The organism is Pseudomonas sp. Tri1 (assembly GCF_017968885.1).
Taxonomy (GTDB): Bacteria; Pseudomonadota; Gammaproteobacteria; order Pseudomonadales; family Pseudomonadaceae; genus Aquipseudomonas.
Genome location: NZ_CP072913.1, coordinates 4,499,162 through 4,525,704, shown reverse-complemented (window position 1 = coordinate 4,525,704; position 26,543 = coordinate 4,499,162). Strand labels below are relative to the sequence as shown.

At 58.2% G+C, this 26,543-nt stretch carries 38 protein-coding genes, 1 tRNA gene and 2 pseudogenes; 25 read left to right on the top strand and 16 right to left on the bottom strand.

The genetic code is table 11. The annotated features are described in order from the left end of the window. Positions 1-129 precede the first annotated feature (129 nt). Positions 130-585 carry a DUF2214 family protein gene (locus J9870_RS19425; protein WP_210639558.1) on the top strand — a complete coding sequence of 152 codons (456 nt, stop codon included), beginning with the start codon at positions 130-132 and terminating at the stop codon, positions 583-585. A gap of 198 nt (positions 586-783) precedes the next feature. On the opposite strand, the gene csrA is transcribed toward J9870_RS19425, so the two are convergent. Further along, positions 784-978: a carbon storage regulator CsrA gene (gene csrA / locus J9870_RS19420; RefSeq protein ID WP_003179932.1), complete on the bottom strand. Its 195-nt coding sequence runs from the start codon at positions 976-978 to the stop codon at positions 784-786. Positions 979-1,227: 249 nt separating this feature from the next. Between csrA and J9870_RS19415 the strand changes: the two genes are divergently transcribed. Continuing rightward, entirely contained in the window at positions 1,228-1,593 is a 366-nt protein-coding gene (locus J9870_RS19415) for an SPOR domain-containing protein (protein WP_210639557.1), read from the top strand. A gap of 157 nt (positions 1,594-1,750) precedes the next feature. Here the strand turns inward: J9870_RS19415 and J9870_RS19410 are convergent, their stop codons facing one another. Further along, positions 1,751-2,440, bottom strand: coding sequence for an endonuclease I family protein (locus tag J9870_RS19410; RefSeq protein WP_210639556.1), 690 nt, complete (start codon positions 2,438-2,440; stop codon positions 1,751-1,753). Positions 2,441-2,445: 5 nt separating this feature from the next. Then, complete coding sequence (locus J9870_RS19405; RefSeq protein ID WP_176689649.1) at positions 2,446-2,745, bottom strand: DUF1654 domain-containing protein; 300 nt, start codon at positions 2,743-2,745, stop codon at positions 2,446-2,448. Positions 2,746-2,942: 197 nt separating this feature from the next. On the opposite strand from J9870_RS19405, the gene J9870_RS19400 reads away from it, so the two are divergent. The 8 genes from J9870_RS19400 (at position 2,943) to J9870_RS19365 (ending at position 10,484) form a co-directional block, all read left to right on the top strand. Beyond that, positions 2,943-3,389, top strand: coding sequence for a hypothetical protein (locus J9870_RS19400; protein WP_210639555.1), 447 nt, complete (start codon positions 2,943-2,945; stop codon positions 3,387-3,389). A gap of 134 nt (positions 3,390-3,523) precedes the next feature. Then, positions 3,524-4,480, top strand: a complete 957-nt coding sequence (locus J9870_RS19395; RefSeq protein ID WP_210639554.1) for a sugar ABC transporter substrate-binding protein — start codon at positions 3,524-3,526, stop codon at positions 4,478-4,480. 57 nt (positions 4,481-4,537) lie between these two features. Next, complete coding sequence (locus J9870_RS19390) at positions 4,538-6,091, top strand: sugar ABC transporter ATP-binding protein (RefSeq protein WP_210639553.1); 1,554 nt, start codon at positions 4,538-4,540, stop codon at positions 6,089-6,091. Then, positions 6,088-7,065, top strand: coding sequence for an ABC transporter permease (locus J9870_RS19385; RefSeq protein WP_210639552.1), 978 nt, complete (start codon positions 6,088-6,090; stop codon positions 7,063-7,065). Before J9870_RS19390 ends, J9870_RS19385 begins: the two co-directional genes overlap by 4 nt. A gap of 3 nt (positions 7,066-7,068) precedes the next feature. Further along, positions 7,069-8,088, top strand: a complete 1,020-nt coding sequence (locus J9870_RS19380; RefSeq protein WP_210639551.1) for a LacI family DNA-binding transcriptional regulator — start codon at positions 7,069-7,071, stop codon at positions 8,086-8,088. 23 nt (positions 8,089-8,111) lie between these two features. Next, a complete protein-coding gene (gene rbsK / locus J9870_RS19375; RefSeq protein WP_210639550.1) occupies positions 8,112-9,026 on the top strand; it encodes a ribokinase in 915 nt (304 codons plus the stop codon). Next, the gene (gene rbsD, locus J9870_RS19370; protein WP_210639549.1) at positions 9,023-9,427 is read left to right on the top strand and encodes a D-ribose pyranase; all 405 of its coding nucleotides are present in this window, start codon (positions 9,023-9,025) and stop codon (positions 9,425-9,427) included. Before rbsK ends, rbsD begins: the two co-directional genes overlap by 4 nt. Positions 9,428-9,455: 28 nt before the next feature. Continuing rightward, positions 9,456-10,484 (top strand): nucleoside hydrolase, encoded by a 1,029-nt coding sequence (locus J9870_RS19365; RefSeq protein WP_210639548.1) that lies wholly within the window; start codon positions 9,456-9,458, stop codon positions 10,482-10,484. Between the two features lie 48 nt (positions 10,485-10,532). Here the strand turns inward: J9870_RS19365 and J9870_RS19360 are convergent, their stop codons facing one another. Continuing rightward, on the bottom strand, positions 10,533-10,730 hold the full coding sequence (locus J9870_RS19360) for a hypothetical protein (RefSeq protein ID WP_210639547.1): 198 nt from the start codon (positions 10,728-10,730) through the stop codon (positions 10,533-10,535). A 130-nt stretch (positions 10,731-10,860) separates the two neighbouring features. On the opposite strand from J9870_RS19360, the gene J9870_RS19355 reads away from it, so the two are divergent. Both J9870_RS19355 and J9870_RS19350 read left to right on the top strand, forming a co-directional pair. Continuing rightward, entirely contained in the window at positions 10,861-11,166 is a 306-nt protein-coding gene (locus tag J9870_RS19355) for a hypothetical protein (RefSeq protein ID WP_109754693.1), read from the top strand. A gap of 163 nt (positions 11,167-11,329) precedes the next feature. Then, positions 11,330-11,644: an I78 family peptidase inhibitor gene (locus J9870_RS19350; protein ID WP_210639546.1), complete on the top strand. Its 315-nt coding sequence runs from the start codon at positions 11,330-11,332 to the stop codon at positions 11,642-11,644. 68 nt (positions 11,645-11,712) lie between these two features. Here the strand turns inward: J9870_RS19350 and J9870_RS19345 are convergent, their stop codons facing one another. Continuing rightward, the gene (locus J9870_RS19345) at positions 11,713-11,925 is read right to left on the bottom strand and encodes a cold-shock protein (RefSeq protein WP_003179963.1); all 213 of its coding nucleotides are present in this window, start codon (positions 11,923-11,925) and stop codon (positions 11,713-11,715) included. 288 nt (positions 11,926-12,213) lie between these two features. Then, complete coding sequence (locus tag J9870_RS19340; RefSeq protein ID WP_210639545.1) at positions 12,214-12,516, bottom strand: hypothetical protein; 303 nt, start codon at positions 12,514-12,516, stop codon at positions 12,214-12,216. A 375-nt stretch (positions 12,517-12,891) separates the two neighbouring features. Between J9870_RS19340 and thrS the strand changes: the two genes are divergently transcribed. The 9 genes from thrS to J9870_RS19295 all read left to right on the top strand — a co-directional run bounded on the left by thrS (position 12,892) and on the right by J9870_RS19295 (position 20,356). Further along, complete coding sequence (gene thrS, locus J9870_RS19335) at positions 12,892-14,814, top strand: threonine--tRNA ligase (RefSeq protein ID WP_014337550.1); 1,923 nt, start codon at positions 12,892-12,894, stop codon at positions 14,812-14,814. Beyond that, positions 14,814-15,365, top strand: coding sequence for a translation initiation factor IF-3 (gene infC, locus J9870_RS19330; RefSeq protein WP_169432615.1), 552 nt, complete (start codon positions 14,814-14,816; stop codon positions 15,363-15,365). Before thrS ends, infC begins: the two co-directional genes overlap by 1 nt. Before the next feature lie 60 nt (positions 15,366-15,425). Next, positions 15,426-15,620, top strand: a complete 195-nt coding sequence (gene rpmI / locus J9870_RS19325; protein WP_002553160.1) for a 50S ribosomal protein L35 — start codon at positions 15,426-15,428, stop codon at positions 15,618-15,620. Between the two features lie 30 nt (positions 15,621-15,650). After that, a complete protein-coding gene (gene rplT, locus J9870_RS19320; protein ID WP_002553161.1) occupies positions 15,651-16,007 on the top strand; it encodes a 50S ribosomal protein L20 in 357 nt (118 codons plus the stop codon). Between the two features lie 109 nt (positions 16,008-16,116). Then, positions 16,117-17,133: a phenylalanine--tRNA ligase subunit alpha gene (pheS, locus tag J9870_RS19315; protein WP_210639544.1), complete on the top strand. Its 1,017-nt coding sequence runs from the start codon at positions 16,117-16,119 to the stop codon at positions 17,131-17,133. 35 nt (positions 17,134-17,168) lie between these two features. After that, the gene (gene pheT, locus J9870_RS19310) at positions 17,169-19,547 is read left to right on the top strand and encodes a phenylalanine--tRNA ligase subunit beta (RefSeq protein ID WP_210639543.1); all 2,379 of its coding nucleotides are present in this window, start codon (positions 17,169-17,171) and stop codon (positions 19,545-19,547) included. 3 nt (positions 19,548-19,550) lie between these two features. Then, positions 19,551-19,853 carry an integration host factor subunit alpha gene (gene ihfA, locus J9870_RS19305; RefSeq protein ID WP_002553164.1) on the top strand — a complete coding sequence of 101 codons (303 nt, stop codon included), beginning with the start codon at positions 19,551-19,553 and terminating at the stop codon, positions 19,851-19,853. Beyond that, positions 19,834-20,190, top strand: a complete 357-nt coding sequence (locus tag J9870_RS19300; RefSeq protein ID WP_003179985.1) for a MerR family transcriptional regulator — start codon at positions 19,834-19,836, stop codon at positions 20,188-20,190. The genes ihfA and J9870_RS19300 overlap by 20 nt, the downstream gene beginning before the upstream one ends. 89 nt (positions 20,191-20,279) lie before the next feature. Next, positions 20,280-20,356, top strand: a tRNA-Pro gene (locus J9870_RS19295). 78 nt (positions 20,357-20,434) lie between these two features. Here the strand turns inward: J9870_RS19295 and J9870_RS19290 are convergent. The 4 genes and pseudogenes from J9870_RS19290 to J9870_RS29580 all read right to left on the bottom strand — a co-directional run. Beyond that, positions 20,435-20,682 (bottom strand): annotated as a pseudogene (locus J9870_RS19290) (integrase); the annotation flags it as partial. 214 nt (positions 20,683-20,896) lie between these two features. Beyond that, a complete protein-coding gene (locus J9870_RS19285) occupies positions 20,897-21,286 on the bottom strand; it encodes a hypothetical protein (protein WP_210645475.1) in 390 nt (129 codons plus the stop codon). Continuing rightward, positions 21,280-21,423 carry a hypothetical protein gene (locus J9870_RS29585; RefSeq protein ID WP_246883036.1) on the bottom strand — a complete coding sequence of 48 codons (144 nt, stop codon included), beginning with the start codon at positions 21,421-21,423 and terminating at the stop codon, positions 21,280-21,282. The genes J9870_RS19285 and J9870_RS29585 overlap by 7 nt, the downstream gene beginning before the upstream one ends. 21 nt (positions 21,424-21,444) lie before the next feature. Next, the gene (locus tag J9870_RS29580; protein ID WP_246883035.1) at positions 21,445-21,711 is read right to left on the bottom strand and encodes a hypothetical protein; all 267 of its coding nucleotides are present in this window, start codon (positions 21,709-21,711) and stop codon (positions 21,445-21,447) included. Between the two features lie 86 nt (positions 21,712-21,797). On the opposite strand from J9870_RS29580, the gene J9870_RS19275 reads away from it, so the two are divergent. Beyond that, a complete protein-coding gene (locus tag J9870_RS19275) occupies positions 21,798-22,028 on the top strand; it encodes a hypothetical protein (RefSeq protein ID WP_210639542.1) in 231 nt (76 codons plus the stop codon). Between the two features lie 73 nt (positions 22,029-22,101). Here the strand turns inward: J9870_RS19275 and J9870_RS19270 are convergent, their stop codons facing one another. Together J9870_RS19270 and J9870_RS19265 are read right to left on the bottom strand one after the other, a co-directional pair. Then, positions 22,102-22,302: a hypothetical protein gene (locus tag J9870_RS19270; protein ID WP_032864180.1), complete on the bottom strand. Its 201-nt coding sequence runs from the start codon at positions 22,300-22,302 to the stop codon at positions 22,102-22,104. A 46-nt stretch (positions 22,303-22,348) separates the two neighbouring features. Then, positions 22,349-22,702, bottom strand: coding sequence for a DUF4406 domain-containing protein (locus J9870_RS19265; protein ID WP_246883034.1), 354 nt, complete (start codon positions 22,700-22,702; stop codon positions 22,349-22,351). Positions 22,703-22,764: 62 nt separating this feature from the next. On the opposite strand from J9870_RS19265, the gene J9870_RS19260 reads away from it, so the two are divergent. Beyond that, positions 22,765-23,445 (top strand): hypothetical protein, encoded by a 681-nt coding sequence (locus J9870_RS19260; RefSeq protein WP_210639541.1) that lies wholly within the window; start codon positions 22,765-22,767, stop codon positions 23,443-23,445. Between the two features lie 14 nt (positions 23,446-23,459). Here the strand turns inward: J9870_RS19260 and J9870_RS19255 are convergent. After that, positions 23,460-24,383, bottom strand: a pseudogene (locus J9870_RS19255) (DNA cytosine methyltransferase). A gap of 84 nt (positions 24,384-24,467) precedes the next feature. Between J9870_RS19255 and J9870_RS19250 the strand changes: the two are divergent. Together J9870_RS19250 and J9870_RS19245 are read left to right on the top strand one after the other, a co-directional pair. Beyond that, positions 24,468-24,899 carry a hypothetical protein gene (locus J9870_RS19250; protein WP_210639540.1) on the top strand — a complete coding sequence of 144 codons (432 nt, stop codon included), beginning with the start codon at positions 24,468-24,470 and terminating at the stop codon, positions 24,897-24,899. 128 nt (positions 24,900-25,027) lie between these two features. Then, on the top strand, positions 25,028-25,240 hold the full coding sequence (locus J9870_RS19245; RefSeq protein ID WP_149658583.1) for a hypothetical protein: 213 nt from the start codon (positions 25,028-25,030) through the stop codon (positions 25,238-25,240). A gap of 26 nt (positions 25,241-25,266) precedes the next feature. Here J9870_RS19245 and J9870_RS19240 read toward each other — a convergent pair whose 3' ends face one another. The 3 genes from J9870_RS19240 to ssb all read right to left on the bottom strand — a co-directional run bounded on the left by J9870_RS19240 (position 25,267) and on the right by ssb (position 26,536). After that, positions 25,267-25,581, bottom strand: coding sequence for a hypothetical protein (locus J9870_RS19240; protein ID WP_210639539.1), 315 nt, complete (start codon positions 25,579-25,581; stop codon positions 25,267-25,269). 84 nt (positions 25,582-25,665) lie between these two features. Continuing rightward, a complete protein-coding gene (locus J9870_RS19235; protein WP_210639538.1) occupies positions 25,666-26,022 on the bottom strand; it encodes a hypothetical protein in 357 nt (118 codons plus the stop codon). A 1-nt stretch (position 26,023) separates the two neighbouring features. Beyond that, positions 26,024-26,536, bottom strand: a complete 513-nt coding sequence (ssb, locus tag J9870_RS19230) for a single-stranded DNA-binding protein (protein WP_210639537.1) — start codon at positions 26,534-26,536, stop codon at positions 26,024-26,026. Positions 26,537-26,543 lie beyond the last annotated feature (7 nt).

Genomic DNA, 26,543 nt, shown 5'->3' with positions numbered 1-26,543 from the left:
TTGTCGACTGATACACCGCCATCGCGAGCAAGCTCGCTCCCACAGTTTTTTGCATGCCAGGTCTGGCAATCATCGTTTTATGAGCTAGTACTGTCAGGTCGATTCGACGTTCTCTGACAGGGCTCTTCCATGTTGGCTCATTGGTCTCTGGCGGCAATTCATCTTCTGGCGTTCGCCCTCGGGTTCTGGGCGGTGCTGACGCGCGGCACGGCGCTACGACGCTTGGCGGGCGGTGCGGATGCGGTTCGAAACGTGCTGATGGCGGATAACGTGTGGGGGCTGTCGGCGCTGGTGCTGCTGGTGACCGGTGGGATGCGCGCTTTTGGTGGCTATGAAAAGGGCTCGGACTATTACCTGCACCAACCCCTGTTTCATCTGAAGATGACCTTGTTCCTGTTGATCCTGCTGCTTGAAATTGCGCCGATGATCGCCTTGATCAAATGGCGCATAGCGCTGGGCAAAGGGGGGACGATCGATCCATCGAAGGCCGGCCGGTTTGCCCGGGTCAGCCACATAGAAGCCTTGTTGCTGGTCCTGATGGTGATCGCCGCCACCGGTATGGCCCGGGGCGCAAGCATGAGCTGATCGGTCGCGTACGCCCGCTTCGCTGCCATTAAAACGAAACGTCTGACAGCCATGCTACTTGCCATGCCAGTAGTATCGGTTTCACGGGCTGGACGAAAAATCAAAGGCGGGGTGAAGCAGGGTACGGCACGGTCTGCCTGGAATCTTTAGCCAGCCTTGCGGCGATGCGAACGGGCTGGCTACGGACTACCGCAAGGCTCAGGGAGTCTGCGGTTTGTCGGGGGCGGTAAGGCCTGCCTGAATGCGCTGATAAATTTCTTCGCGATGCACCGCAACGTTTTTCGGGGCATTGATGCCGATCCGGACTTGTTGGCCACTCACGCCCAGAATGGTGATCGTGATGTCGTCACCAATGTTTATGCTTTCACCGACTTTGCGGGTGAGTATCAGCATGGTGTTCTCCTTGATTGCTTTATAGGGCACCTGATTCAGACAGTGCAGATGTCGGTACTGCTTATAGATTAGTGCTAAGTGTCACAATGTGGGTGCCTCTTTCTGACGCGCAGACGCAGCATTAATTCCCAGGGTGCGACTATACAGAGACGCCGGACAGGATTCTCGTGTTTTGAGCATTGTTTGCGGCGTTCTTGGTGGATGTGAGGTGCTAAAATCCGTGCCTCATGTCTTCCAGGGGAAAACGTTGTGCGCAAATTGGCTTGGGTTATCGCGGTACTGGTACTGGCTGGGTGTGGTGAAGGGCGTGATGTCCAGGCACCGAAGCCGAAATCGGTGGCGGCTTCCACACCCGCGGCTGCCTCTGCGCCGCAGTGGGGCGTCGAGGTTCGAGGCGAGACTCCGCAGGCTGTCAGCGACCTGACCGCGTGGCTCCTTGAGCACAGTTTCATGTCCAACGTGGTGCGAGAAAACGGCAAGGACCGCGTCCTGGTCGGCCCTTTCAATGCCAAGGCCGAAGCTGAAGCAAAACAGGAAGAGGTCTCTGCCGCTCTGGTTCGAGCGAAAAAGCGCAACATCGAATTGCAGGTGGTGGATTACCCGAGCGCCCAATAATCGGGCGGGACAAAAAAGTCAGTCGAACCACAAAACCTGTGGGAGCGAGCTTGCTCGCGATAGCGCCGGATCAGCCAACGTCGATGTTGACTGGCATGCCCCTATCGCGAGCAAGCTCGCTCCCACAGTCGATTTGCGCTGTTCACAAATGTGAGGATCAACCACAGGCCTTCATATCCACCGGGCCGACGAACTCGTTCCCGCGTCCCATGACGCACGCCACGCTCTGGTTACGCTGGCGTTCCCAGCTTTGTACCGGGTAGGTCTTGTCCCAGGCTTCATACAGGCGCCGGTCCTGTTTCGAGAGGCGCAGGCCGTATTGTTTACTCATGTAGAAATACGTCCGGGCGATCATTCCCCGGATGGAAGGCCGAGGCATGACTTTTTTGGCCTTGAAATCCACCTGGGTCAGGCAGGAGCCGTACTGACCCGTTTGTACCGGCAGCCAGCCAAAACTGAAATTGCTGCGATCGCCATTCACTTCCCCGATGCTCGGCACCAGGTTGTGAAGGTCGGCCTCGGCCCGTTGATAGACCGGGTCATAGCGGGTGCAGTTTTTGCGACCGCCTTGTTGCCAGCATTGACGCTGATGACCGATCTGCCACGCCGGGACGATATGCTCCCACTCGATGCGCGCGGCGCGCCTGGCATTTTTGCGCGGTACATAACCGCAGGCTTGCAGGTTCACGCGATTGCCGGTGTATTTGCAGCCACAGTAAAACTCGGTGGATTGTGGTGCGTAGAGTTTCCAGGCGACTTTCTTGGCTTCGTTGAAGGTGCGGGGGGCGCCGGCCTGTGCCCCCAAGGCGACGAAGGCGAGCAATAAAGCAAAACAACGTACGATCATCAGGCTCAATCTTCCTTCGGCACAACCCAGAAAACCTGCACGCCACCGTCGTCGCGATAGGCGAGGGTCACGTTGTCGTTCTCGTCGATTTCTTCCAGCAAGCGCTCCCACTCATCCACAGGCTCGTCGGGAAGACGGAAGATCAGGGCTGCCTTGGCTTTCTGTGCGGTGGGGGAGTTGATGATTTTCGAGACCCGTAGGCCGAGTCGCGTATAGGAATCTAAAGGGGTAGTTGCAGCGGAGGGCGTGGCCACAGGATTATCCTTATTAAGCTGTACGTGCATACAGTATTTAACCGTAGGCATTTACGCAACTGCTTAAAATTCAAGAAAATCGTCTGACAGCACTTTTTTCGTTTTGGTGTAGGAGAAAGGAATTTTTTATTGGTAGGCATAAACGGGTGGATCCACCGCTCTGGCCTGCGACGGATTGGTGCGAGGGCTAAAGAAATTGCCTCGGCGGGCGATGTTCTGTGTAGGAATCCCATCCATGGAGTTTTGTTATGTCGTTTTCTGTCGGCTTTCCCAATGCGGCGGCCGTGACCATTGGCGGTCAATCCGCAGCCACCCTGAAGGCTTTGAGCGAGGCGGGTGCCGAGGCCGCCGATGAGGCCTTGGGCGAAACGCAAGCGCCCGGCAAGGTCCGTACGAATATGGGGGCTGAAGCGACCGATCAGGCGCAAGAGAGCGGCAGCACCCAGAGCATTGCCGTCCAGATATTGCTCAAGCGAATGCAGGAGCTTCAGCAACAGCTCAGGGAGCAGCAACAACAGTTGGCTGCCGCGCAGGCGCGCGCTTATCCGACCGCGGAAGCCAAGACCTCGGCGGTCATGGCGGTCCAGGGGCAAATTGCCGATACCAGTGGTGCATTGTTGGAGGTCACCGGCCGTTTGGTCACAGAACTGGCGAAGGGGGCCAGTTCAGGGGTAATGGTCAATACAACGGCCTGATGCCTGGACGTTGCGGATAAAACCGCAACGTTGACAAATCCGCGAAGCCTTACCATAGTTCATTTCACGCAAACGTTTGCGCGGCGTTCCGTGCGATGATTTGCTCACAATAATCATAAGATCGGAGTGAACCCATGAAGTTGCCATTCGCTGGACGCCTTCTCGCTGTTGCCATGCTCGCGGCCGCATCCGCTGCGTTGCCTTTCTCCTCGGCATTCGCCCAGACCGCTGAAAAACCCAAGGTCGCCCTGGTCATGAAATCCCTGGCCAACGAATTCTTCCTGACCATGGAAGACGGCGCCAAGGCTTATCAGAAGGAACACTCCGCTGATTTCGACCTGATCTCCAACGGGATCAAGGATGAAACCGACACCGCCAACCAGATCCGTATCGTCGAACAGATGATCGTGTCCAAGGTCGATGCCCTGATCATCGCGCCTGCGGACTCCAAGGCCATGGTGCCGGTGATCAAGAAAGCCGTCGACGCTGGCATCACGGTGATCAACATCGATAACCAGCTCGATCCGGCCGTGGTCAAGAGCAAGAACATCAACGTGCCGTTCGTAGGTCCGGACAACCGCAAGGGCGCGCGCCTGGTGGGTGAGTACCTGGCCAAGCAGCTCAAGGCCGGTGACGAGGTCGGCATCATCGAAGGTGTGTCCACCACTACCAATGCTCAGGCGCGTACTGCGGGCTTCAAGGATGCGATGGAAGCCGCGCAGATCAAGGTCGTCTCCCTGCAGTCCGGCGACTGGGAAATCAACAAGGGCAACCAGGTTGCCGCGTCGATGCTCAGCGAATACCCGAACATCAAGGCACTGCTGGCCGGTAACGACAGCATGGCGGTTGGCGCGGTATCGGCAGTGCGCGCGGCTGGCAAGGCGGGCAAGGTGCAAGTGGTCGGTTACGACAACATCAATGCCATCAAGCCCATGCTCAAGGACGGTCGCGTCCTGGCGACTGCCGACCAGTTCGCTGCCAAGCAAGCGGTATTCGGTATCGAGACGGCCTTGAAGATTCTCAAGGGCGAAAAAGTCGACAGCGGTACCAACGGCGTTATCGAAACTCCGGTCGAGCTGGTGACCAAGTAGTTATCCTGGCGACACAATGACGCTCGCCCATCCGGGCGAGCGCATGGAGAGTTTTTTATGTCCGTTTGCGACCCGAACGCTGTCCTTTCTGTCAGCGGCATCGGCAAGACCTATGCCCAGCCCGTACTGAGCGGTATCGACCTGACGTTGATGCGCGGGGAGGTGCTGGCGCTGACCGGGGAAAATGGCGCTGGTAAAAGCACCTTGTCCAAGATCATCGGTGGGTTGGTGACGCCGACGACCGGGCAGATGCAGTTCCAAGGACAGGATTATCGTCCCGGTAGCCGTACCCAGGCCGAAGAGCTGGGGGTGCGGATGGTGATGCAGGAACTCAACCTGTTGCCGACCCTTTCCGTGGCCGAAAACCTGTTTCTCGACAACCTGCCCAGCCGTGGCGGCTGGATCAGTCGCAAGCAATTGCGCAAGGCGGCGATCGAAGCCATGGCCCAGGTAGGGCTCGATGCGATCGATCCCGACACCCTGGTGGGGGAGCTGGGTATCGGTCACCAGCAGATGGTCGAGATCGCCCGCAACCTGATCGGCGATTGCCATGTGCTGATTCTCGACGAGCCGACCGCCATGCTGACGGCCCGGGAGGTCGAGATGCTCTTTGAGCAGATCACTCGCCTGCAGGCTCGGGGCGTGTCGATCATCTACATTTCCCATCGTCTCGAAGAATTGGCGCGGGTGGCCCAACGCATTGCGGTTCTGCGCGACGGTAACCTGGTTTGCGTCGAGCCGATGGCCAATTACAACAGCGAGCAACTGGTCACACTGATGGTCGGGCGGGAGCTGGGCGAGCACATCGACCTAGGTCCTCGCCAGATCGGCGCGCCGGCCCTGACGGTTAAAGGGCTGACGCGTTCGGACAAGGTCCGTGATGTGTCCTTTGAAGTGCGCAGCGGCGAGATCTTCGGCATCTCCGGCTTGATCGGGGCAGGGCGCACCGAGCTCTTGCGGTTGATCTTCGGCGCCGATGCGGCCGACAGCGGCACCGTGGCGCTGGGCTCGCCGGCCAAGGTGGTGAGCATTCGCTCCCCGGCCGATGCGGTGGGCCATGGCATCGCCCTGATTACCGAGGACCGCAAGGGCGAAGGCCTGCTACTGACGCAATCCATCGCCGCGAACATTGCCCTGGGTAACATGCCGGAGATTTCCAGCGCTGGTTTGGTCAATGGCGGCGAAGAGCTGGCATTGGCTCAGCGGCAGATCGACGCCATGCGCATCCGCAGTTCCAGCCCGACGCAGTTGGTGTCCGAGCTGTCGGGCGGCAATCAACAGAAAGTGGTGATCGGTCGCTGGCTCGAACGCGATTGCTCGGTGCTGCTGTTTGATGAGCCGACCCGTGGCATCGACGTCGGCGCCAAATTCGACATTTATGCACTGCTCGGTGAGTTGACTCGCCAGGGCAAGGCGCTGGTCGTGGTATCCAGTGACCTGCGGGAGCTGATGCTGATTTGTGACCGCATCGGCGTGTTGTCCGCCGGGCGCCTGATCGACACCTTCGAGCGCGACAGCTGGACCCAGGATGACTTGCTTGCCGCCGCATTCGCCGGCTACCAGAAACGTGATGCGTTGCTCAACGAAGCAGCGCCTAGGGATCTTTCATGAAAACCGCATCCGCCGTCGGCAAATCGACTGGCAACTTCTATGGCCTCGGTACCTACTTGGGCCTGGCCGGCGCGTTGCTGGCCATGGTCGCGCTGTTCTCGGCACTGAGCAGCCATTTCCTGTCCTATGACACCTTCAGCACCTTGGCCAACCAGATTCCAGACCTGATGGTGCTGGCGGTCGGCATGACTTTCATCCTGATCATTGGCGGTATCGATCTGTCGGTGGGCTCGGTGCTGGCACTGGCGGCATCGACGGTGAGCGTGGCCGTTCTCGGCTGGGGCTGGAGCGTCTGGCCGTCGGCATTGCTTGGCATGGCCGTGGCGGCTCTGGCGGGGACCGTTACCGGTTCGATAACCGTGGCGTGGCGGATTCCATCCTTCATCGTGTCCCTCGGCGTGCTGGAAATGGCCAGGGGCCTGGCGTACCAGATGACCGGTTCGCGTACGGCCTATATCGGCGACTCCTTCGCCTGGTTGTCCAACCCCATCGCCTTCGGCATTTCGCCCTCGTTCATCATTGCCTTGCTGGTGATCTTCATTGCCCAGGCAGTGCTGACCCGCACCGTGTTCGGTCGCTACCTGATCGGCATCGGCACCAATGAAGAAGCCGTGCGTCTGGCGGGCATCAATCCAAAGCCCTACAAGATCCTGGTATTCAGTCTGATGGGGTTGCTGGCCGGTGTGGCGGCGCTGTTCCAGATTTCCCGCCTGGAGGCGGCGGATCCGAATGCCGGCTCAGGGCTTGAGTTGCAGGTGATCGCTGCCGTGGTGATCGGTGGTACCAGCCTGATGGGCGGGCGCGGTTCGGTCATCAGCACCTTCTTTGGCGTGCTGATTATCTCCGTGCTGGCGGCGGGCCTGGCGCAGATCGGCGCCACCGAGCCGACCAAGCGCATCATTACCGGGGCGGTGATCGTGGTTGCAGTGGTGCTCGACACTTATCGCAGCCAGCGCGCCAGTCGGCGGGCCTGAAGTATGGCGACGATCAAGGATGTGGCGGCGCTCGCGGGGATTTCCTATACGACCGTGTCCCACGTGGTGAACAAGACGCGGCCGGTCAGCGAAGAAGTGCGACTCAAAGTCGAGGCTGCGATCGAGCGCCTCGACTATGTGCCCAGTGCCGTGGCTCGCTCGCTCAAGGCCAAGACCACGGCGACTATCGGCCTGTTGGTACCCAATAGTCTGAACCCGTACTTCGCCGAATTGGCCAGGGGCATTGAGGACTACTGTGAGCGCAACGGCTATTGCGTGATCCTGTGCAACTCCGACGACAACCCGGATAAGCAGCGCAGTTACCTGCGAGTGCTGCTGGAAAAACGCATCGACGGCTTGATCGTCGCGTCCGCCGGCGGCGACGTCGGCCTGGCGCAAGGGCTGGCCAATGTGCGCACGCCCATGGTCATCGTCGACCGTGGGCTCGACGGCGTTGACGCGGACCTGGTGCGCATCGACCATGAGTACGGCGCCTACCTGGCGACCCGGCACCTGTTGGAGTTGGGGCACCGCGATATCGCTTTTATCGGCGGGCCGGCGGACACCAGCGTGGCGCAGATGCGTCTGGCCGGTTACTGCCGGGCGCTGAAAGAGGCGGGGATCGAGCTGCCTGTCGAGCGCATGCTTGAAAGCGATTTCACCAGCCCCGGTGGTTACCGCGCCGCCGCCCAACTGCTTGAGCAGCAGCCGCCGAGCGCGATTTTTGCGGCCAACGACATGATCGGCATTGGCGTGCTGCGCGCCGCCGCCGAACGTAACGTACGCGTGCCCAGCGAACTGTCGGTCATTGGTTTCGATGACATCCAGATGAGCCGTTATGTCTACCCGGCGTTGACCACAGTGGGGCAGTCGATCCTGCAGCTTGGTGAGATGGCCGCCGAAGTGCTGTTGCGGCGGATCGCCACGCCGGCGCTTGCCACCGATCAGCGGATCGTGACGCCCAGCATTGTCTTGCGTGAGTCGACCGCACCGTTGTCCGGTGCGTTCGCCCAATACCGCTGAACCGAATTGAAGAGTAGTGATGTATGCCAGCAAAAGTAGTGGTAGTAGGCAGCCTGAACATGGATTTGGTGACCCGGGCACCACGGCTGCCCCGGGGCGGTGAGACGCTGATCGGTGAGTCGTTTTCCACCATTGCGGGCGGCAAGGGCGCCAACCAGGCTGTGGCCGCCGCGCGCTTGGGGGCGCAGGTGTCGATGGTCGGTTGCGTGGGCAGCGATGCCTACGGCCAGCAATTGCGCGGGGCGCTGCTGGCCGAGGGCATCGATTGCCAGGCGGTCAGCGTGGTGGATGGCTCCAGTGGCGTGGCGCTGATCGTCGTCGATGACAATAGTCAGAATGCGATCGTGATCGTCGCCGGTGCCAACGGTGTGCTGACGCCGGAGGTCCTGGACCGTTTCGATGAGGTGCTGCAAAGCGCCGATGTCATCATTTGCCAGCTCGAAGTACCGGACGCCACTGTCGGTCATGCCCTCAAGCGCGGTCGCGAATTGGGCAAGACGGTCATCCTCAATCCGGCGCCGGCCTCCCATGCGTTGCCGCCCAACTGGTACGCCTACGTCGACTATTTGATCCCTAATGAAAGCGAAGCGGCGGTCCTGAGCGGGCTGGAGGTGGACTCCCTGGAAACCGCCGAAGCTGCCGCGACGCACCTGATCGCCGCCGGTGCCGGCAAGGTGATCGTGACGTTGGGTGCCCAGGGGCTGATGTTCGCTAATGGCTCGAGCTTCGAGCACTTTCCGGCGCCGCTGGTCAAGGCCGTGGACACCACGGCGGCAGGGGATACCTTTGTCGGCGGCTTTGCGGCTGCCCTGGCCGGCGGCCAAAACGAGGTCGAAGCGATTCGTTTCGGCCAGGTCGCCGCAGCGCTGTCGGTCACTCGCGCAGGCGCGCAACCCTCCATCCCCACCTTGCTGGAAGTACAGGCTTTCAAATCATGAAAAAAACGCCGTTGTTGAATGTGGCACTGTCGCGGCTGATCGCCTCCCTTGGTCACGGCGACAAGGTGGTCATCGGTGACGCTGGTCTGCCGGTGCCGCCCGGGGTCGAATTGATCGACCTGGCGCTGACCCATGGCATTCCCGATTTTGTCAGTACCTTGAAGGTAGTCCTCAGCGAAATGCAGGTCGAACGCCATGTGCTGGCCGAGGAAATCTTCGATAAACAACCGTCGGCCCTGACGACGCTGGAGGTGTTGCACGCCGAAGGTGCGCTGGGGACGCGGGAGCGCGTCAGCCATGAACAGTTCAAGATCCTCAGTCGTGAGGCTCGGGCGATTATCCGCACCGGAGAATGTTCGCCGTACTGCAACATCGTACTGATCGCTGGAGTCACGTTCTAATCCTGTCAACCTGCACAAGGAGTGCGCCATGCACCGCTATGCCCAGAAAATGCACCAACTGGTCCGGAGTCTGCTGCTTTTGTCATTGATCACCGCTACAAGCGCCCAGGCGGCGGAAAAAATCGACTTGATCATCGACACCGACCCTGGGGCCGATGACGTGGTGGCGCTGCTGTTCGCCCTGGCGTCCCCTGAAGAGTTGCATATCCGTGCGCTGACCACGGTCGCCGGCAATGTGCGATTGGACAAGACCTCCCGCAATGCTCGCCTGGCACGGGAGTGGGCGGGGCGCGAAGACGTGCCGGTGTATGCCGGTGCACCAAAACCGTTGATGCGCACGCCAATCTATGCGGAAAACATCCATGGCAAGGAAGGCCTGTCGGGTGTCACCGTGCACGAGCCGAAGAAGGGGCTGGCCGAGGGCAATGCCGTCAACTACTTGATCGACACCCTCAAGGCTGCCAAGCCCCACAGCATCACCATTGCCATGCTCGGTCCGCAGACCAACCTGGCCCTGGCGCTGATCCAGGAGCCGGACATCGTCCAGGGCATCAAGGAAGTGGTGATCATGGGCGGTGCGCATTTCAATGGTGGCAATATCACGCCGGTGGCTGAATTCAACCTGTTCGCCGATCCACAGGCGGCGGAGATCGTCGCGAAAAGCGGCCTGAAGCTGACGTATCTGCCCCTGGACGTGACCCACAAGGTCCTCACCAGCGAAGCGCGCCTCAAGCAGATCGCCGCGCTGAACAACAACGCCAGCAAGCTGGTGGGCGATATCCTCAACGAATACGTCAAGGGCGATATGGAGCACTACGGCATGACGGGTGGGCCGGTGCATGACGCAACGGTGATTGCCTACCTGCTCAAGCCGCAATTGTTTACCGGTCGTTCGGTCAACCTGGTGGTGGACAGTCGCGAAGGCCCGACTTTCGGGCAGACCATCGTCGACTGGTACGACGGCCTGAAGGCGCCCAAGAACGCCTTCTGGGTGGAGAATGGTGATGCCCAGGGGTTCTTCGACCTGCTGACCGAGCGTCTGGCACGCCTCAAGTAACTTGCCTCGCGGCGGGCCCGCAGGCCATGGCCTGCGGGTGCTCGAGCTTCACTCAACCGTTTCGGTGACGTTCGGGTATCGCTCGAACGCCTGCTGGATGAATTTCTGCGCGGCCTCCGTTCCCAGCTCCTTGACCAACAGGTCTATACCAATGATTGCCAGTTCCTCCGCGGTACTGGGGCTGTAGGAGCTGTGTCCCTCTGACCATTTGGCATTGATGGTGACTTCGATGCTGACGGTGCTCATGGTGGGGCTCGCGAGTTGGGAGGTCTGTAGGCGGAGTTAACCATTTTTGCAGCGGGTTTGGCACTGCGACTTAGGCATCGGGTGAGGGCTGTGCGACACTTGTTTTTTTGACTTCTGAAGGAGCCCTGCCGTGCAGATCGATTTGAACGCGCCTGATGGGTTGACCCTTGAGTCTGTTCGTCAGTTGCTCGCTTCTGCCAGTGATGACGAGCACACCCAATTGCGTGTGACCAAGGGAGGGATCGCCTATTTGTCTTCGGGGGTGGTGGGTGGCGTCGACATCGATGGCTTGCTGTTTCGTCTTGAAACGTGGGCCAAAGGGTCGGGCTACGTCGGTCGAGTCGCGGCCAGTGACGAGGTCTGGGTCATGCAGATTTACAATGCGCTGAAAGACAACTGGCCAAATCCACCCTTTGATTACATTGACGTTTACTGAGCGTCGTTCATATTCAGTCACGATTCATGCCTGAACAGAGCGGTTGGGTCAGGCAAACTGCCGGTTTCTCCTGGGGCAGGCAGGCTGATGGTCGTGGTGTTGAAACCAAGCACTGTTCGGGCTGTCGCACGCTCTCTGTTTATTTATCGAAAAAGGAGGCTTCATGCCTTGGAAGCTCGTGTCATTGGGTGCTTTGCTGGGCGCCGCGTTCTTGAGCGGTTGCAGCAGCACCTCTGAATCGACCCCTGACCCTGTGGCAGCCGAGACCGGCCACAGCCGCTGCGAAGCCAAGGCCGCGGAGTTCGCCATTGGCAAGCAGGCCTCGCCGCAATTGCTGGAGCAGGCGCGCGCTCGCGCCGGCGCGCAGAATGCCCGGATTCTCAAGCCCAACGACATGGTGACGCTTGAGTACCGCTCCGACCGCCTGAATCTCAGCACTGACGCCAACCTGGTGGTCAACCGGGTGAATTGCGGCTGATAGTCGGTTTTCAATCGCCCATAAAAAACCCCGTCACATGGACGGGGTTTTTTTAGTGCGCCGAGAAATTACTCAGGGCGAACTTGTGCAGCTTGCATACCCTTTTGGCCTTTCTCAGCCACGAAGGAAACGGTCTGGCCTTCTTTCAGGCTTTTGAAACCGTCGCTTTCGATAGCTTTGAAGTGTACGAACAGGTCGTCACCGCCACCTTGAGGAGTGATGAAGCCGAAGCCTTTTTCATCGTTGAACCATTTAACGGTGCCGGTTTGGCGATTAGACATGGTGTATCTCCAAGAAACATATATTTTCAGTGTACTGTGCTGCTCAGGCCAACTGGGCACACCCGGGTATCATAGTCGAAATGTTCGATTTGGGAGCCCCCCGCAGGCACTGTTTGCCAATCAGTCGTGTTTTCTTTACCGCCTGAGGCGGCTGAAAGCCCCGGTTTTAAAGGCTTTCAGCGCAAAGTAAAGACGATAAAAAAAGCTGTAAAACCTGCATAAATAGTACGAAAAAGCGCTTTTTTTGGCCTTTTATCGGCCCCGGGCTGCATCAAAGGCTCCAGTTATTCACTTTTTCGCAGGCGCATTGGCCTTGCATTTGGCGATCTCGCCAAGGGCTTTCTGCTGCAATTCGGCGGTGGCCTTGTTGTCCATCAGCGCCTGGATATCACTCGCCGGGTAGGATTTGATGGCGTCGGCGCCACAGGCACAGTGGGATTTCGCCGCTGCTGCACCAATCTGTGGGGTAGCCGCCTGCGTGCACTGGGCCATGTATTTATCCCGCTCGCCCTTCGGCCAGTCGGCGTGGGCACTCAACGGCAGCAGCAGGACAATGGGGGCGACTACGGCGAACAGGGTATTGAGACGCATGCGAGGATGCTCCTTGTGGGTCAATGTGCTGTTATTCGAGGGCTCTAGGGCCTATCAAGTTCAGCACTCTGGCATAAAAGCGGACGATTTGCCTTCCTGTGACAGCCTTGTGCATCGATGACCGTTCATCTGTGCTAGCATGCCGGGCTCGGGTATTTCCAGGCTCCGGACGGCAACCCGCCCCGGCAGCGGCAAATGTTCGAATAACCCTGATTTGAATCCCAGTCACTCTGGTTCGGTTTTCCCGGTTGGCCGCAAGGCTCCTGCCGCTGTAAGGCAGGCGTTCGTCATTGAATGGCCTGGACTGGATCTTGTACTGGCTCATCCCAACCCACGTGACCTTTGGTAGGGGTCACCACTAGGAGAGGAGGCGCCATGCCAACTATTACTCTTCCCGACGGCAGTCAACGTTCATTCGATCACCCGGTTTCCGTAGCCGAGGTCGCCGCATCCATCGGCGCGGGCCTGGCCAAGGCCACCCTGGCCGGCAAGGTCAACGGCAAACTGGTCGACGCCAGCGACGTCATCGACAGCGACGCTACGCTGCAAATCATTACGCCAAAGGATGAAGAGGGGCTGGAGATCATTCGCCACTCTTGTGCGCACCTGGTCGGCCATGCGGTCAAACAGTTGTATCCGAGCGCGAAGATGGTCATCGGGCCGGTCATCGATGAAGGCTTCTATTACGACATCGCCTTCGAGCGTCCTTTCACGCCGGACGACATGGCCGCCATCGAACAGCGCATGCAGCAGCTGATCGAGAAAGATTACGACGTCATCAAGAAAGTCACCCCGCGCGCCGAAGTCATCGAAGTGTTCAAGGCACGTGGCGAGGATTACAAGCTGCGTCTGGTGGAAGATATGCCGGACGAGCAGGCCATGGGTCTGTACTACCACGAAGAATACGTCGACATGTGCCGTGGCCCGCACGTGCCGAACACGCGCTTCCTGAAATCCTTCAAGTTGACCAAGCTGTCCGGCGCCTACTGGCGTGGCGATGCGAAGAACGAGCAGTTGCAGCGTGTCTATGGCACTGCCTGGGCCGACAAGAAGCAGCTGGCAGCCTACATCCAGCGCATCGAAGAAGCCGAAAAACGCGATCACCGCAAGATTGGCAAGCGCCTGGGCCTGTTCCACACCCAGGAAGAGTCCCCGGGCATGGTGTTCTGGCACCCGAACGGCTGGACCCTGTACCAGGTGCTGGAGCAGTACATGCGCCAGGTCCAGCGTGAAAACGGTTACCTCGAGATCAAGACGCCGCAAGTGGTGGACCGCAGCCTGTGGGAGAAATCCGGGCACTGGGCCAACTACGCCGACAACATGTTCACCACCCAGTCGGAAAACCGCGACTACGCCATCAAGCCAATGAACTGCCCTTGCCATGTGCAGGTGTTCAACCAAGGCCTGAAAAGCTACCGCGAGTTGCCGATGCGCCTGGCCGAGTTCGGTGCCTGCCACCGTAACGAGCCATCGGGTGCGCTGCACGGCATCATGCGCGTGCGTGCGTTTACCCAGGACGATGCACATATTTTCTGCACCGAAGAGCAGATGCAGGCCGAATCCGCCGCCTTCATCAAGCTGACCATGGACGTCTATCGGGACTTCGGCTTCACCGAAGTCGAAATGAAGTTGTCCACTCGTCCGGAAAAACGCGTCGGCTCGGACGAGCTGTGGGATCGCGCCGAAGCGGCCCTGGCCGCCGCCCTCGATAGCGCGGGCCTTGCGTACGACCTGCAGCCGGGCGAGGGGGCCTTCTACGGTCCGAAAATTGAATTCTCGCTGAAAGATTGCCTCGGCCGTGTGTGGCAGTGTGGTACCTTGCAGCTCGATTTCAACCTGCCGATCCGTCTGGGCGCCGAATACGTGTCCGAAGACAACAGCCGCAAGCACCCGGTCATGCTTCACCGCGCGATCCTCGGTTCCTTCGAGCGTTTCGTCGGGATCCTGATCGAACACTACGAGGGTGCGTTCCCCGCGTGGCTGGCACCGACCCAGGCAGTGATCATGAATATCACTGATAAACAGGCAGATTTTGCCGCCGAAGTCGAAAAAACTCTCAACCAAAGCGGATTTCGTGCCAAGTCCGACTTGAGAAATGAAAAGATCGGCTTTAAAATCCGCGAGCATACTTTGCTCAAGGTTCCCTTTCTCTTGGTTATTGGAGATCGGGAGGTCGAGATGCAGACTGTCGCTGTGCGTACTCGTGAAGGTGCTGACCTGGGCTCGATGCCCGTCGCCGAATTCGCTGAGTTTCTCGCGCAAGCGGTTTCCCGGCGTGGTCGCCCAGATTTGGAGTAATTATTATTAAGCGTGAAATGAGACAAGATAAACGAGCTGCACCGAAAGCCCCGATCAACGAGAATATCTCGGCACGCGAGGTTCGGTTAATTGGCGCTGACGGCGAGCAGATTGGCATCGTCTCGATTGATGAAGCGCTTCGTATTGCTGAAGAAGCCAAGCTTGATCTGGTAGAAATTTCCGCAGACGCAGTCCCACCGGTTTGCCGGGTGATGGACTACGGCAAGTCGATCTTCGAAAAGAAGAAGCAGATTGCCGCGGCGAAGAAAAACCAGAAGCAGATTCAGGTAAAAGAAATCAAGTTTCGTCCAGGGACGGAGGAAGGGGATTACCAGGTAAAACTGCGCAACCTGGTACGTTTCCTGAGTGACGGGGACAGGGCCAAGGTATCCTTGCGATTCCGCGGCCGTGAGATGGCCCACCAGGAGCTGGGGATGGAACTCCTCAAGCGGGTTGAACAAGACCTGCTCGAGTACGGTTCGGTCGAACAGCATCCTAAGATGGAAGGACGCCAGCTGATCATGGTCATCGCCCCGAAAAAGAAGAAGTAATCAACAGGGCACGGCAGGCCTTGCGATTATGTTTATCAACTGAATGCGGAGTATCCGAACATGCCAAAGATGAAAACCAAAAGTGGTGCTGCTAAGCGGTTTCTGAAAACTGCTAACGGTATCAAGCACAAGCACGCTTTCAAGAGCCACATCCTGACCAAAATGTCGACCAAGCGTAAGCGTCAACTGCGCGGTAGCAGCTTGCTGCATCCGTCTGACGTGGCAAAAGTCGAGCGCATGCTGCGCCTTCGTTAATTTTTGGATCAAGAATAGAGGAAGTAACTCATGGCTCGTGTAAAGCGTGGCGTCATTGCCCGTAAGCGTCACAAGAAAATTCTGAAACTTGCTAAAGGCTACTACGGCGCGCGTTCCCGCGTATTCCGTGTTGCCAAGCAAGCGGTAATCAAGGCAGGCCAATACGCCTACCGTGACCGTCGTCAGAAAAAACGTCAGTTCCGCGCTCTGTGGATCGCTCGTATCAACGCTGGTGCTCGTGTTAACGGTCTGTCCTACAGCCGTTTCATTGCCGGCCTGAAAAAAGCGTCCATCGAGATCGACCGCAAGGTTCTGGCTGATCTGGCAGTGAACGAAAAAGCGGCGTTTGCTGCGATTGTCGAGAAAGCTAAAGCCACCTTGGCTTAAGTACCCCCGACAGTCACCGGGGCTCACCTCTGTGGGCCCAGGTGTTAAACGTCATAAATAGGGGAAGAGCCTTAAAGCTCTTCCCCTATTTTGTATCTGGAGTCTGTACATGGAAAACCTGGATGCGCTGGTCGCTCAAGCACTAGAGGCTGTGCAAAGCGCTGAAGATATCAATGCCCTGGAGCAAATCCGGGTTCTGTACCTTGGCAAGAAGGGCGAATTGACCCAGGTGATGAAGACCCTGGGGAACTTGCCGGCCGAAGAGCGCCCGCAGGTCGGCGCGCTGATCAACGTTGCCAAGGAGCGTGTCACAGAGGTCCTTAATGCGCGCAAGGCGTTGCTCGAGGAGGCGGATCTGGCTGCCAAACTCGCCGCCGAGTCCATTGACGTGACCCTGCCTGGCCGTGGCCAGACTTCCGGAGGCCTGCATCCGGTGACCCGGACGCTGGAACGCATCGAGCAGTTCTTCACCCACATTGGCTATGGCATTGCCGAAGGCCCTGAGGTCGAAGACGACTACCACAACTTCGAAGCGCTCAACATCCCTGGCCATCACCCGGCCCGGTCGATGCATGACACCTTCTATTTCAATGCGAACATGCTGTTGCGCACCCATACCTCGCCGGTACAGGTCCGCACCATGGAATCGCAGCAGCCGCCGATCCGCATCGTCTGCCCAGGCCGTGTGTACCGCAGCGACTCCGATATCACCCACTCGCCGATGTTCCACCAGGTCGAAGGCCTGCTGGTCGATCGCGACATCAATTTCGCCGACCTGAAAGGGACTATCGAAGAGTTCCTGCGGGTGTTCTTCGAAAAAGAACTGGCGGTGCGTTTCCGCCCTTCGTACTTCCCGTTCACTGAGCCATCCGCTGAAGTCGATATGGAATGCGTGATGTGCAGCGGTAAGGGCTGCCGCGTCTGCAAGCAGACTGGTTGGCTGGAGGTCATGGGCTGCGGCATGGTTCATCCGAACGTGCTGCGTATGTCCGGGATCGATCCAGAAGAATTTTCGGGCTTTGCTTTCGGCATGGGCGCCGAGCGCCTGGCCATGCTGCGTTACGGTGTGAATGACTTGCGCCTGTTCTTCGACAACGACTTGCGATTCCTTGCGCAATTTCGCTAGGCCGCAGTCCGTAACGAATCTATTGGGAGAGCAGGATGAAATTCAGTGAACAATGGCTGCGCGGCTGGGTAAGCCCGCAGGTAAGTCGGGACGAGCTGGTTGCTCGCCTGTCGATGGCCGGCCTCGAGGTCGATAGCGTGACCCCCGCCGCCGGTGAATTCAGCGGTGTGGTCGTGGGCGAGGTGCTGAGCACCGAACAGCACCCGGATGCTGACAAGCTGCGAGTGTGCCAGGTCAGCAATGGTGCGGAAACATTCCAGGTCGTCTGCGGCGCACCGAACGTGCGCCCAGGCCTGAAGATCCCGTTCGCCATGATCGGTGCCGAACTGCCGGGCGACTTCAAGATCAAGAAAGCCAAGCTGCGTGGCGTCGAGTCCAACGGCATGTTGTGCTCCCAGGCCGAGCTGCAGATTGGCGAAGGCAACGATGGCCTGATGGAGCTTCCAGCTGACGCGCCGGTGGGCCAGGACATCCGTGAGTACCTGGGCCTGGACGATGCGAGCATCGAGGTCGACCTGACGCCGAACCGTGGCGACTGCCTGTCCCTGGCTGGTCTGGCCCGTGAAGTCGGCGCGCTGTATGCCGCCCCTGTGACGCGTCCTGTGGTTGCGAGTGTGCCGGCTGTGCACGATGAAGTGCGCTCGGTTGAAGTACTGGCACCAGCGGCGTGCCCACGTTATCTGGGGCGCGTGATCCGTAACGTCGACCTGTCGAAGCCGACGCCGCTGTGGATGGTCGAGCGCCTGCGTCGCGCCGACGTGCGCAGCATCGACGCTGCCGTCGACATCACCAACTACGTGATGCTGGAGCTGGGTCAGCCGCTGCATGCGTTCGATCTCGCCGAAATCAACGGCGGCATCCGCGTGCGCATGGCCGAAGAGGGTGAGAAGCTGGTCCTGCTCGACGGCCAGGAAGTGACCCTGCGCAGTGACACGCTGGTGATTGCCGACCATTCCCGCGCCCTGGCGATTGCCGGCGTGATGGGCGGCGAGCACAGTGGTGTGTCCGCCACGACACGCGACGTATTCCTGGAAAGCGCGTTCTTCGACCAGATCGCTGTCGCTGGTAAGGCTCGCTCCTATGGCCTGCACACTGACGCCTCACACCGTTACGAGCGTGGCGTGGACTGGCAACTGGCCCGTGAAGCCATGGAGCGTGCTACTGGCCTGCTGCTGGAAATCACCGGTGGCGAAGCTGGCCCGATCATCGAAACCGTCAGCGAACAGCACCTGCCCAAGATTGCGCCGGTCACCCTGCGTGCCCAACGCATTACCCAAATGCTGGGAATGGAGATGGACCCGGCCGAAGTCGAGCGCCTGCTCAGCGCCCTCGGCCTGAACATCAGCGCTGATGGGGCAGGGCAGTGGCGTGTCGAAGTGCCAAGCCATCGCTTCGATATCAGCCTGGAAGTCGACCTGATCGAAGAACTGGCCCGCCTGTACGGCTACAACCGCCTGCCGGTTCGCTACCCGCAAGCGCGCCTGGCCCCACAGGCCAAGGCTGAAGCCCGTAGCGACCTGCCGGAACTGCGTCGCCTGCTGGTGGCTCGTGGGTATCAGGAAGCGATCACTTACAGCTTCATCGATCCGCGTCAGTTCGAGCTGTTCAACCCCGGTGTCGAGCCGCTGTTGCTGGCCAACCCGATCTCCAACGACATGGCGGCCATGCGCTCGTCCCTGTGGCCAGGTCTGGTCAAGTCGCTGCAGCACAACTTGAACCGCCAGCAGGATCGCGTGCGGCTGTTCGAAAGCGGCCTGCGCTTCGTTGGTCAGTTGGAAGGTTTGAAACAAGAGCCGATGCTGGCCGGTGTTGTTTGCGGCAGCCGTTTGCCGGAAGGCTGGGCGCAAGGTCGTGATGTCGTCGATTTCTTCGACGTCAAGGCCGACGTCGAAGCGGTGCTGGGTTTTGCCGGTGCACTCGACGCGTTCACATTCGTACCGGGCAAGCATCCGGCGCTGCACCCGGGGCAGACCGCGCGCATCGAGCGCGAAGGGCGTGAAGTCGGTTATGTGGGGGCGATTCACCCTGAACTGTCGAAGACCCTGGGCCTTGATCGTCCGGTGTTCGTCTTCGAGCTGGTCCTGGCCGAAGTGGCGTTGGGGAAAATGCCGAAATTCCAGGAGTTATCGCGCTTTCCTGAAGTGCGGCGTGACCTGGCGTTGCTGGCCGACCGCGACGTTGCTTCCAGCGCTGTACTGGACGTAATCCGTGAAAATGCAGGCGAATGGCTCACGGACCTCAGGCTATTTGACGTGTATCAGGGTAAAGGCATTGATCCGCATAGAAAAAGCCTTGCAGTCGGCTTGACCTGGCAGCATCCATCGCGCACTCTTAATGACGATGAGGTGAATACCGCAACGCAGAACATCCTCACCTCGCTCGAAAACAGGTTGAACGCCACGTTAAGGAAGTGACGTATGGGGGCTCTGACGAAAGCTGAGATGGCGGAACGTCTGTATGAGGAGTTGGGCCTGAATAAACGGGAGGCCAAAGAATTGGTCGAACTGTTTTTCGAAGAAATCAGGCACGCTCTGGAAGACAACGAGCAGGTCAAATTGTCCGGTTTCGGCAATTTTGACCTTCGGGACAAACGCCAGCGGCCTGGCCGCAATCCGAAAACGGGAGAAGAAATCCCGATCACGGCTCGCCGTGTGGTCACCTTTCGTCCAGGGCAGAAGTTGAAGGCCCGAGTTGAGGCTTATGCTGGAACCAAGTCATAACGACGAACTACCCGTCATCCCGGGCAAACGCTACTTCACCATTGGTGAAGTCAGCGAGCTGTGTGCGGTAAAACCGCACGTGCTGCGCTATTGGGAGCAGGAGTTTCCTCAACTCAACCCGGTCAAGCGTCGCGGGAACCGCCGGTATTATCAGCGCCAAGACGTGCTGATGATCCGGCAGATCCGCGCGCTGCTATACGACCAAGGGTTCACCATTGGCGGCGCACGTCTGCGCCTCTCCGGTGATGAGGCCAAAGACGATACAACGCAATACAAACAAATGATCCGCCAGATGATCGCCGAGCTTGAAGATGTGCTGGTGGTGCTCAAGAAATAAATTTCTGCTTTTAAATCTTCCAGTTTTCAAAAGCTTGCGATATATTCCTGAGCGTTCCGTTGAGAAGCGGGACAAGATTCACGCCTAGTCGGGGCGTAGCGCAGTCCGGTAGCGCACTAGCATGGGGTGCTAGGGGTCGAGTGTTCGAATCACTCCGTCCCGACCATATTTACTGAGTAAAATCAGGCAGTTAAGCCGATCAGATAGATCGGCTTTTTTGTGCCTGCGCAAAACTCGCGCAAAACTAACCGGTGATGTCGCTGATATTCAGGTCCGGGATTGCCTCCGACCACACGATATCCGCGTGATCCTTCTGGTAGTTTTGGTCATGCTCTCGCTGGCATGGCCGGCGATCTTCTGCCCGTCCTTTCCGGCTTTCTGATACAGGTGCAGCGACAGCGCGCGCACTTCATGGAAGCCTGGCATTTCCTCTTCCTTCCATCCCTTGTAACAACCCGCCGCATCCCGGGCCTCCTTAAAGGCTCGCGTCAAGCCGGTGCAGATCGGCCAGCCGTCGTCAGGGCGAAAGGCTACACCGACGATTCCCTCTGCCTTGGCCTGCTCGTCGCTGATGTCCTGCAACCGCTCGACGCGGACGGCGGTGATCTCAAGCAGGATGCGGCAGGCCCAGCGCTGCATATGGATGCTCGAGCGGGATCTTCTGGGGTAGTCCCAGTGAGCGACCGAACCATCGTATTCGTTGCCTTCAGGGTGGCGGTAAAGCACTGGCTGGTGGTCCGCAGAGTAGCGAGCCAGCCTGACCACTGGGCTGGTTTGTTCGTCCACTTCGGTGGTCGCGCACCCACAGCCGGTTGCCGGGTTTGCCATACGGGCAGGGTGCGTACTCTTCCAGCTCCTTGGCGCACTCTGCCTCGGTCGATCCGAATACGCAGAAGCCGTAGCGCGGGTCTTTTTGGCCTATTGCGCTCCAGCGCTGACGATCGCCAACCGGAATGGAGGTGTCCTCGGTAGGGATTTGGAAGCCTTTCAATGCCCGCTGCGTGACCGTCTTCCGGTCCTCCAGGATGGCTCGCACCATCGGGGCCGAGAACAGGACCGGGCGTTCTTTCGGTTGTGGTGAAATGGTCATCAGCATTCGCTCCAGTTCATGGCCTGGATGTATTCGCACGGAACCATCAGGTGGTCGGGTGGCACTGTGCTTTCGGTCTTGGTGTCGCCGAAATACGCAATGGCCGCCTGGGCGCGCTCGAGCGCCAACTGGGCATGGCGCATCTGCCAGGATTTGCGCTGCTTTTACGAGCGCAGTGCTAGGGATTTATCGGTGTACGCGAATCGCCGGCCATGCTCGCCACCATCCTTTAGCACACGCTTGCGGTACTGCTTCAGCAGGGATTCACGCTGCGAGCCGCCGAAGAGGTTGTTGTGGAATTCGTCCACGATGTACCAGCACTGATCGGTTTCGCCGATAACCACGTACTTTTTGCAGGTGACTTCCAGGCCTTTTGGGTCGAGCTCGTCGACGTAGCGATAATGGTCCGGGCCGAGTTTTATCTTTTCCATGGTCGAGCTCGTCCTTGCCGCTATAGCGGCTATCAAATTTGTAGAGGGGGGAGGTATCGTTGCCACCTCAGATAGGGAGGTGCGATGTGGTCGTACACGGAGTTGAATACAAGTTTTTTACCGCCTCGCACGTGACAAAGGGGCATGACGGCTTGGGGATTGAGTGCTGGCGCGGGAACGATATGGTCTTTGAGATATTCAGGAATGACGAAACGCTGCGCTTTGAGGTGACCTTGTTCGAGCAGGATGTCCCTTTAGAGCTGCTTGAGTACGCCATCCCAACTGCTCGCGAAAGCCTGGGTGAATTTGTGCCGTAGGACCTCTCCTTGCCGCTATAGCGGCTGACTTTGAAGGGGGGATGGGGAAGGGGGGGAACGAAAGAGTGAGGCGCTAATTCCAGCGAACGTCGAGTTCTGAAATTTGTTGCTGCAGCTGCTCTATGAGTTCAAACCAAGAATCGAAACCATTTGATTCGTTCTGGACCAGAAATAGGTAATAACCTCCGGTTTCACCTGCGCGGTCATCCTGAATTTCTATCGTCCAACCGGCGTATTCGCCAGTCAAAACTGTTCCAGTACGAATGATCTGCATGTGTTGGTCGGAATCCAGTGAATGTCTGAAATGGCAGCTGTACTTTTTACATCAGCTTGGAAAATGTTGGTACTGCGGCATTCCCCCTCGTTACCAGATCATGGGCATTCACAACCCGTATGCCGAGCGCCTTGCCGATATGAACTTCCAGGCTGGCGCCGCGGGAGTCCTGCCAGCCGGGCAGGGTGGCCACGGTGTCGCAATCCATCTGCGCTTTGATGTCGCGGCGCATGCACTCGCTCCAGGTGCCTGGGTCAGGGTGGAGTTCGGCGGGGTTTATGACGGTGTGGCCGGACTCGCGCAGGCTGGCGGCAGTGGTGTGGAAAAGGGGGAAGTTCAGGTCCAGCATGTTGGTCATGGGACCGCTAAGGTAGATCAACATTGGTTTGTCGGCGTGCATAAAAACGTCCCCTGAAGTGCTAGGATTGGGTTGACAGCAATTGAAGCTAACTGGAGTAAGACATGGAAGGTTTTTTCAGATATCAATCACGAGTACATAATGAAAACTTTCTAAGTAGCGGCAATCTACGCATTGGCACGCTGAAAGAGTTTAGAAGCCTCGAGCATAAGCGTGGTATTTCTGATGAGATGGAAGGGAAAAAGGAGATCGTACACACACTAAGCTCGATCTACGATGTTGATAGTCCAAATCCTCTAGATGAGAAAGCGCTTTCGGCCTTTGGGATGATTGAGTCCGGAACTATAACTAATTTTCAGATAGTGGGAGGGCCTACACTTGTTCATGTTGCCGAACTAGAGGACCATTTTATTTTTTGCATGTCATCAGTTAAATCATACTCACTTTTTGATGAGTTAGAGGGCTCTGAAACGTGTGTGGAGATAGAAAATCCACAGTTTTTTTTTAGAAGACTGACGTACTCTTTAAATAATTTAGTTCCGGTTGAGTTCTTGGGGTATACGGAGGTAGTGTATGGAAGTAAAAGTGAAAATTTTAATGGGGAGAATTTCGGATTTTCCCCGATAAACAGGAAGTCGTCAGAATATTCTAGGCAGTTTGAAGTAAGGGCGATATGGAAACCGATTAAAAATCAGGACATATCGCCCGTAATAATAAATGACAAAAAGCTGAGACGGTACTTAGCACGTAGCATAGATATTAACGACCAGCGCGCTTCCTTGTAAGTAACCATTGAGTTTTAAGCGGCCGCTCGCAGTGCATCAATGACTCGTTGCCCGGCCAGTGGTGGTACCGCATTGCCAGTCATGTGCATGGTCAGCCGGTGGTTGTTCGGGCGCTTGGTGTCCGGTCCAAAGGATTGGGCTGCCAAGGCTTCATCCGCAGACAGCATGCGCATTTCGTCACCGCGCACCAGGGCCCAGCGGTCCAGCGTCGTGATGGTGCCGATTGGCCGGTCCAGGCTTCGGCCGGTCAGGCCGGAGCCAGAGCCGTAATACGGCATGATGAATCGTTCGCCGAAGCGCTCCCGGCCGCTCTTCACGCGAAGCAGTGTCGACTTGGCGCGACCGGGTTTATCGATCTTGCTCCACTTGCCGGACTCGAAGTCGAGGATGTCACGCGCGGGTACGTGCTGGCATTGAGGTAGCTGAAGATGCAACGGCGCCTTACTGCGGGAGCAGACCATGAACAGTCGAACTCGGTGCTGGGGAACGCCAAGGTCGGCGCAGTCAACGATGTGAGGTGCCAGTGCATAACCCAAGCGCTGCATCGCATCCGCCCAGGCCGGATACAGAACCCAATCCATGAACTCCGGAACGTTCTCGATGATGGCGAAATCTGGACGGTTAACTTCAGCGTTCGATACCGGCGACCAAGCTGTTGAGCGTGAATTGTCGTGCTTTGGGTTTCCGTTATCTCGGCCCCTGGCCTTCGTGTGGCCCTGGCAGCAGGGGGAGGCAAGCATCAGGTCATGCTTTGGCACCTGCGACCAGTCAGCTTGGTGCAGATCCTGGCAGACGTGCTGCGTTTCAGGATGGTTGGCGCTGTGCCATTCCACCGCGGCGGGTCAGTGGTTTGCCGCCCAGAGAACGTTAAGTCCGGCGGCGCGGCCACCAGTGGTCCATCCGCCGAGACCGGCGAACAAGTCGATTGCTGTATCCATGCGTGATCCTCGCCGGTTGGCGTGATTAGAGTTTGTGGGCTATTGGTTGATGGCCCGGCATGGGGCCGGATTGAGGGTGCGTCGATGCTTTATCGGGGCGAGTGCAGGGCCGTACATGATTCAAACAATGGGAAGATTTTCCCCAAGAACCTGAATGGTGAAAAAGAGGTTGTTGTACTGTTGGATGGGCAATTCAGCCTTGATGGGCGCTTCACATTGGGGCCGACCGAAGCCAACCGGGTTGCAGCGCACCAAATTGAAACGGGACTGTATGGTGGCTGCTCCGTTTCCACTACTCGTTCACACGATGAGGCCAAACGCTTCGCTTTGTATGCTGATGACCAAGGCGTTATTTACTGGATTGACGATAGTGAATTTGAGTCGCATGGCGTTCTAGCGGTAGAGCCAGAGAACCCAGATATCGCGAGAGAGCAGGAAGTAACAATTCGCGCTGCCGACGGCGGAGAAATTCCTGCTGCACTGGTCGTTCATGTTGAATTTGTGGAGAGAAGCTGAACCTCCAACTAACCCTTGGATGACTTAGAGGCCGGAGAAAGCGCCGCCCTCCTTGACCGATGGTGGCAATTTGGTTTTGGTTGAGGTATTACGGGTGATCGGCATGGGGCCGGATCAAGGAGCAAGAAATGCAACGAGGCGCTGCGGTTTACACAAAAGGGAAATTCACCGTTTACGAAAGGGTGATGATTCACCTCGACAATACGAGAGAGGTTGTGGGCTATCAATTGATTGGCCCTGGTGCAGACTCAACTTGGATTTATGATCTTGATTCAGCCATTGCTGCAGCTGATGATCTCGACTCGAAAAGCAAACCAAGCTCGATGCCCGGCCCACGGTAATACAGTTGATTGGCACCGAATGGATTTCACTGGAAATTCTCGGTGCCGGTTTCCGCAAAATCTTCAAGCTGCCTCGACCACTTTTCCTTAACGACTAATTCCGGTCGCGACATGCTTGCGAAACGTGCCGATTCTTCGGCCTGCGCCGAGGCCAGATTCAGGATCAGCGTCGACACCGTCTCCTGCCACTCCTCGAATCCGTGGCGCTCGCCAAGGATCTGAAGCGCATCATCAAGCGCCTTCGAAACAATCAGCGTGCGCTTCTCGGCGCCGATCCGGTCGAGCAGCGCCTTCTCCTTGGCGCGCTTGTCCTTTTGCAATTCTGCATTGCTCTTGGCCATGGCCTACCTCTTCAATTCCGCTGGCCGGCAAGTCCAGCCAGGTCTGTCGTTTGCGTTGTTGGGTGCGACTGCTGAATCTGCGCATCAGGCGCTTGTCGGGTAATCGAGCGAGTAGTCCGCAACGATCCGCCGGGCGAGCGTCGTGCTGATGTCCAGGTGCTTGCAGGCCTTGTTTCGGGTCATGCCGGTTGCCTTGCACTCCATCAGCTCGACAGCGATCTTGTCGCGCTCTTCCTGGGTGATGATGCGGCCGCGCTTGGTCTTCTGCGCTTCGATGTTTCGATAGCCGTATGGCGTTTTCGAAACCTTCACGGCACTAGGGCTGTCCTTGCCGACGCCGGTCGGGATTTGCTGGGCCGTTCCTCCAGATGCGAAGAAGGCAGCTTTCGCCGCCTCCAGTGCACTCTGCCGCTTGGCGGCTTCTGCGATTGCTTGGTCCATGTCAGGCACCGTTTAAATGGTGATGAGGGGCGAAGGGGATGTCGTCGTCGAAGCTGTCGAAGTCCGGCGGCGCGCCTTGCTGGCTGTTTTGCGGGGAAGCCTGTTGTGGCCTGGGTTGTTGCTGACGTTGCCCGGTGGGACGCTGGGCATTCGTGCCAGCCTGGCGGTGCGCCGGCGATCCCAGGATCTGCATCGTGCCGCGCATGTCGACGTGCACCTCAGTGCTGTAGCGCTTGATGCCGTCCTTCTCCCACTCCCGAGTTTGCAGCTTGCCCTCGATGTAGACCTGGGACCCCTTTGTCAGGTACTCGCCGGCGATCTCGGCCACCTTCCCGAACAACGTGACGCGGTGCCACTCGGTCTTCTCGACCTTCTGGCCGGTCTGCTTGTCCGTCCATTGCTCGCTAGTGGCAAGGCTCAAGTTCGTGACCGCGTTGCCGTTGGGCAGGTAGCGGACATCTGGCTCCTGGCCACAGGTGCCGACCAGGATGACTTTGTTTACTCCACGGGCCATGGGGCCT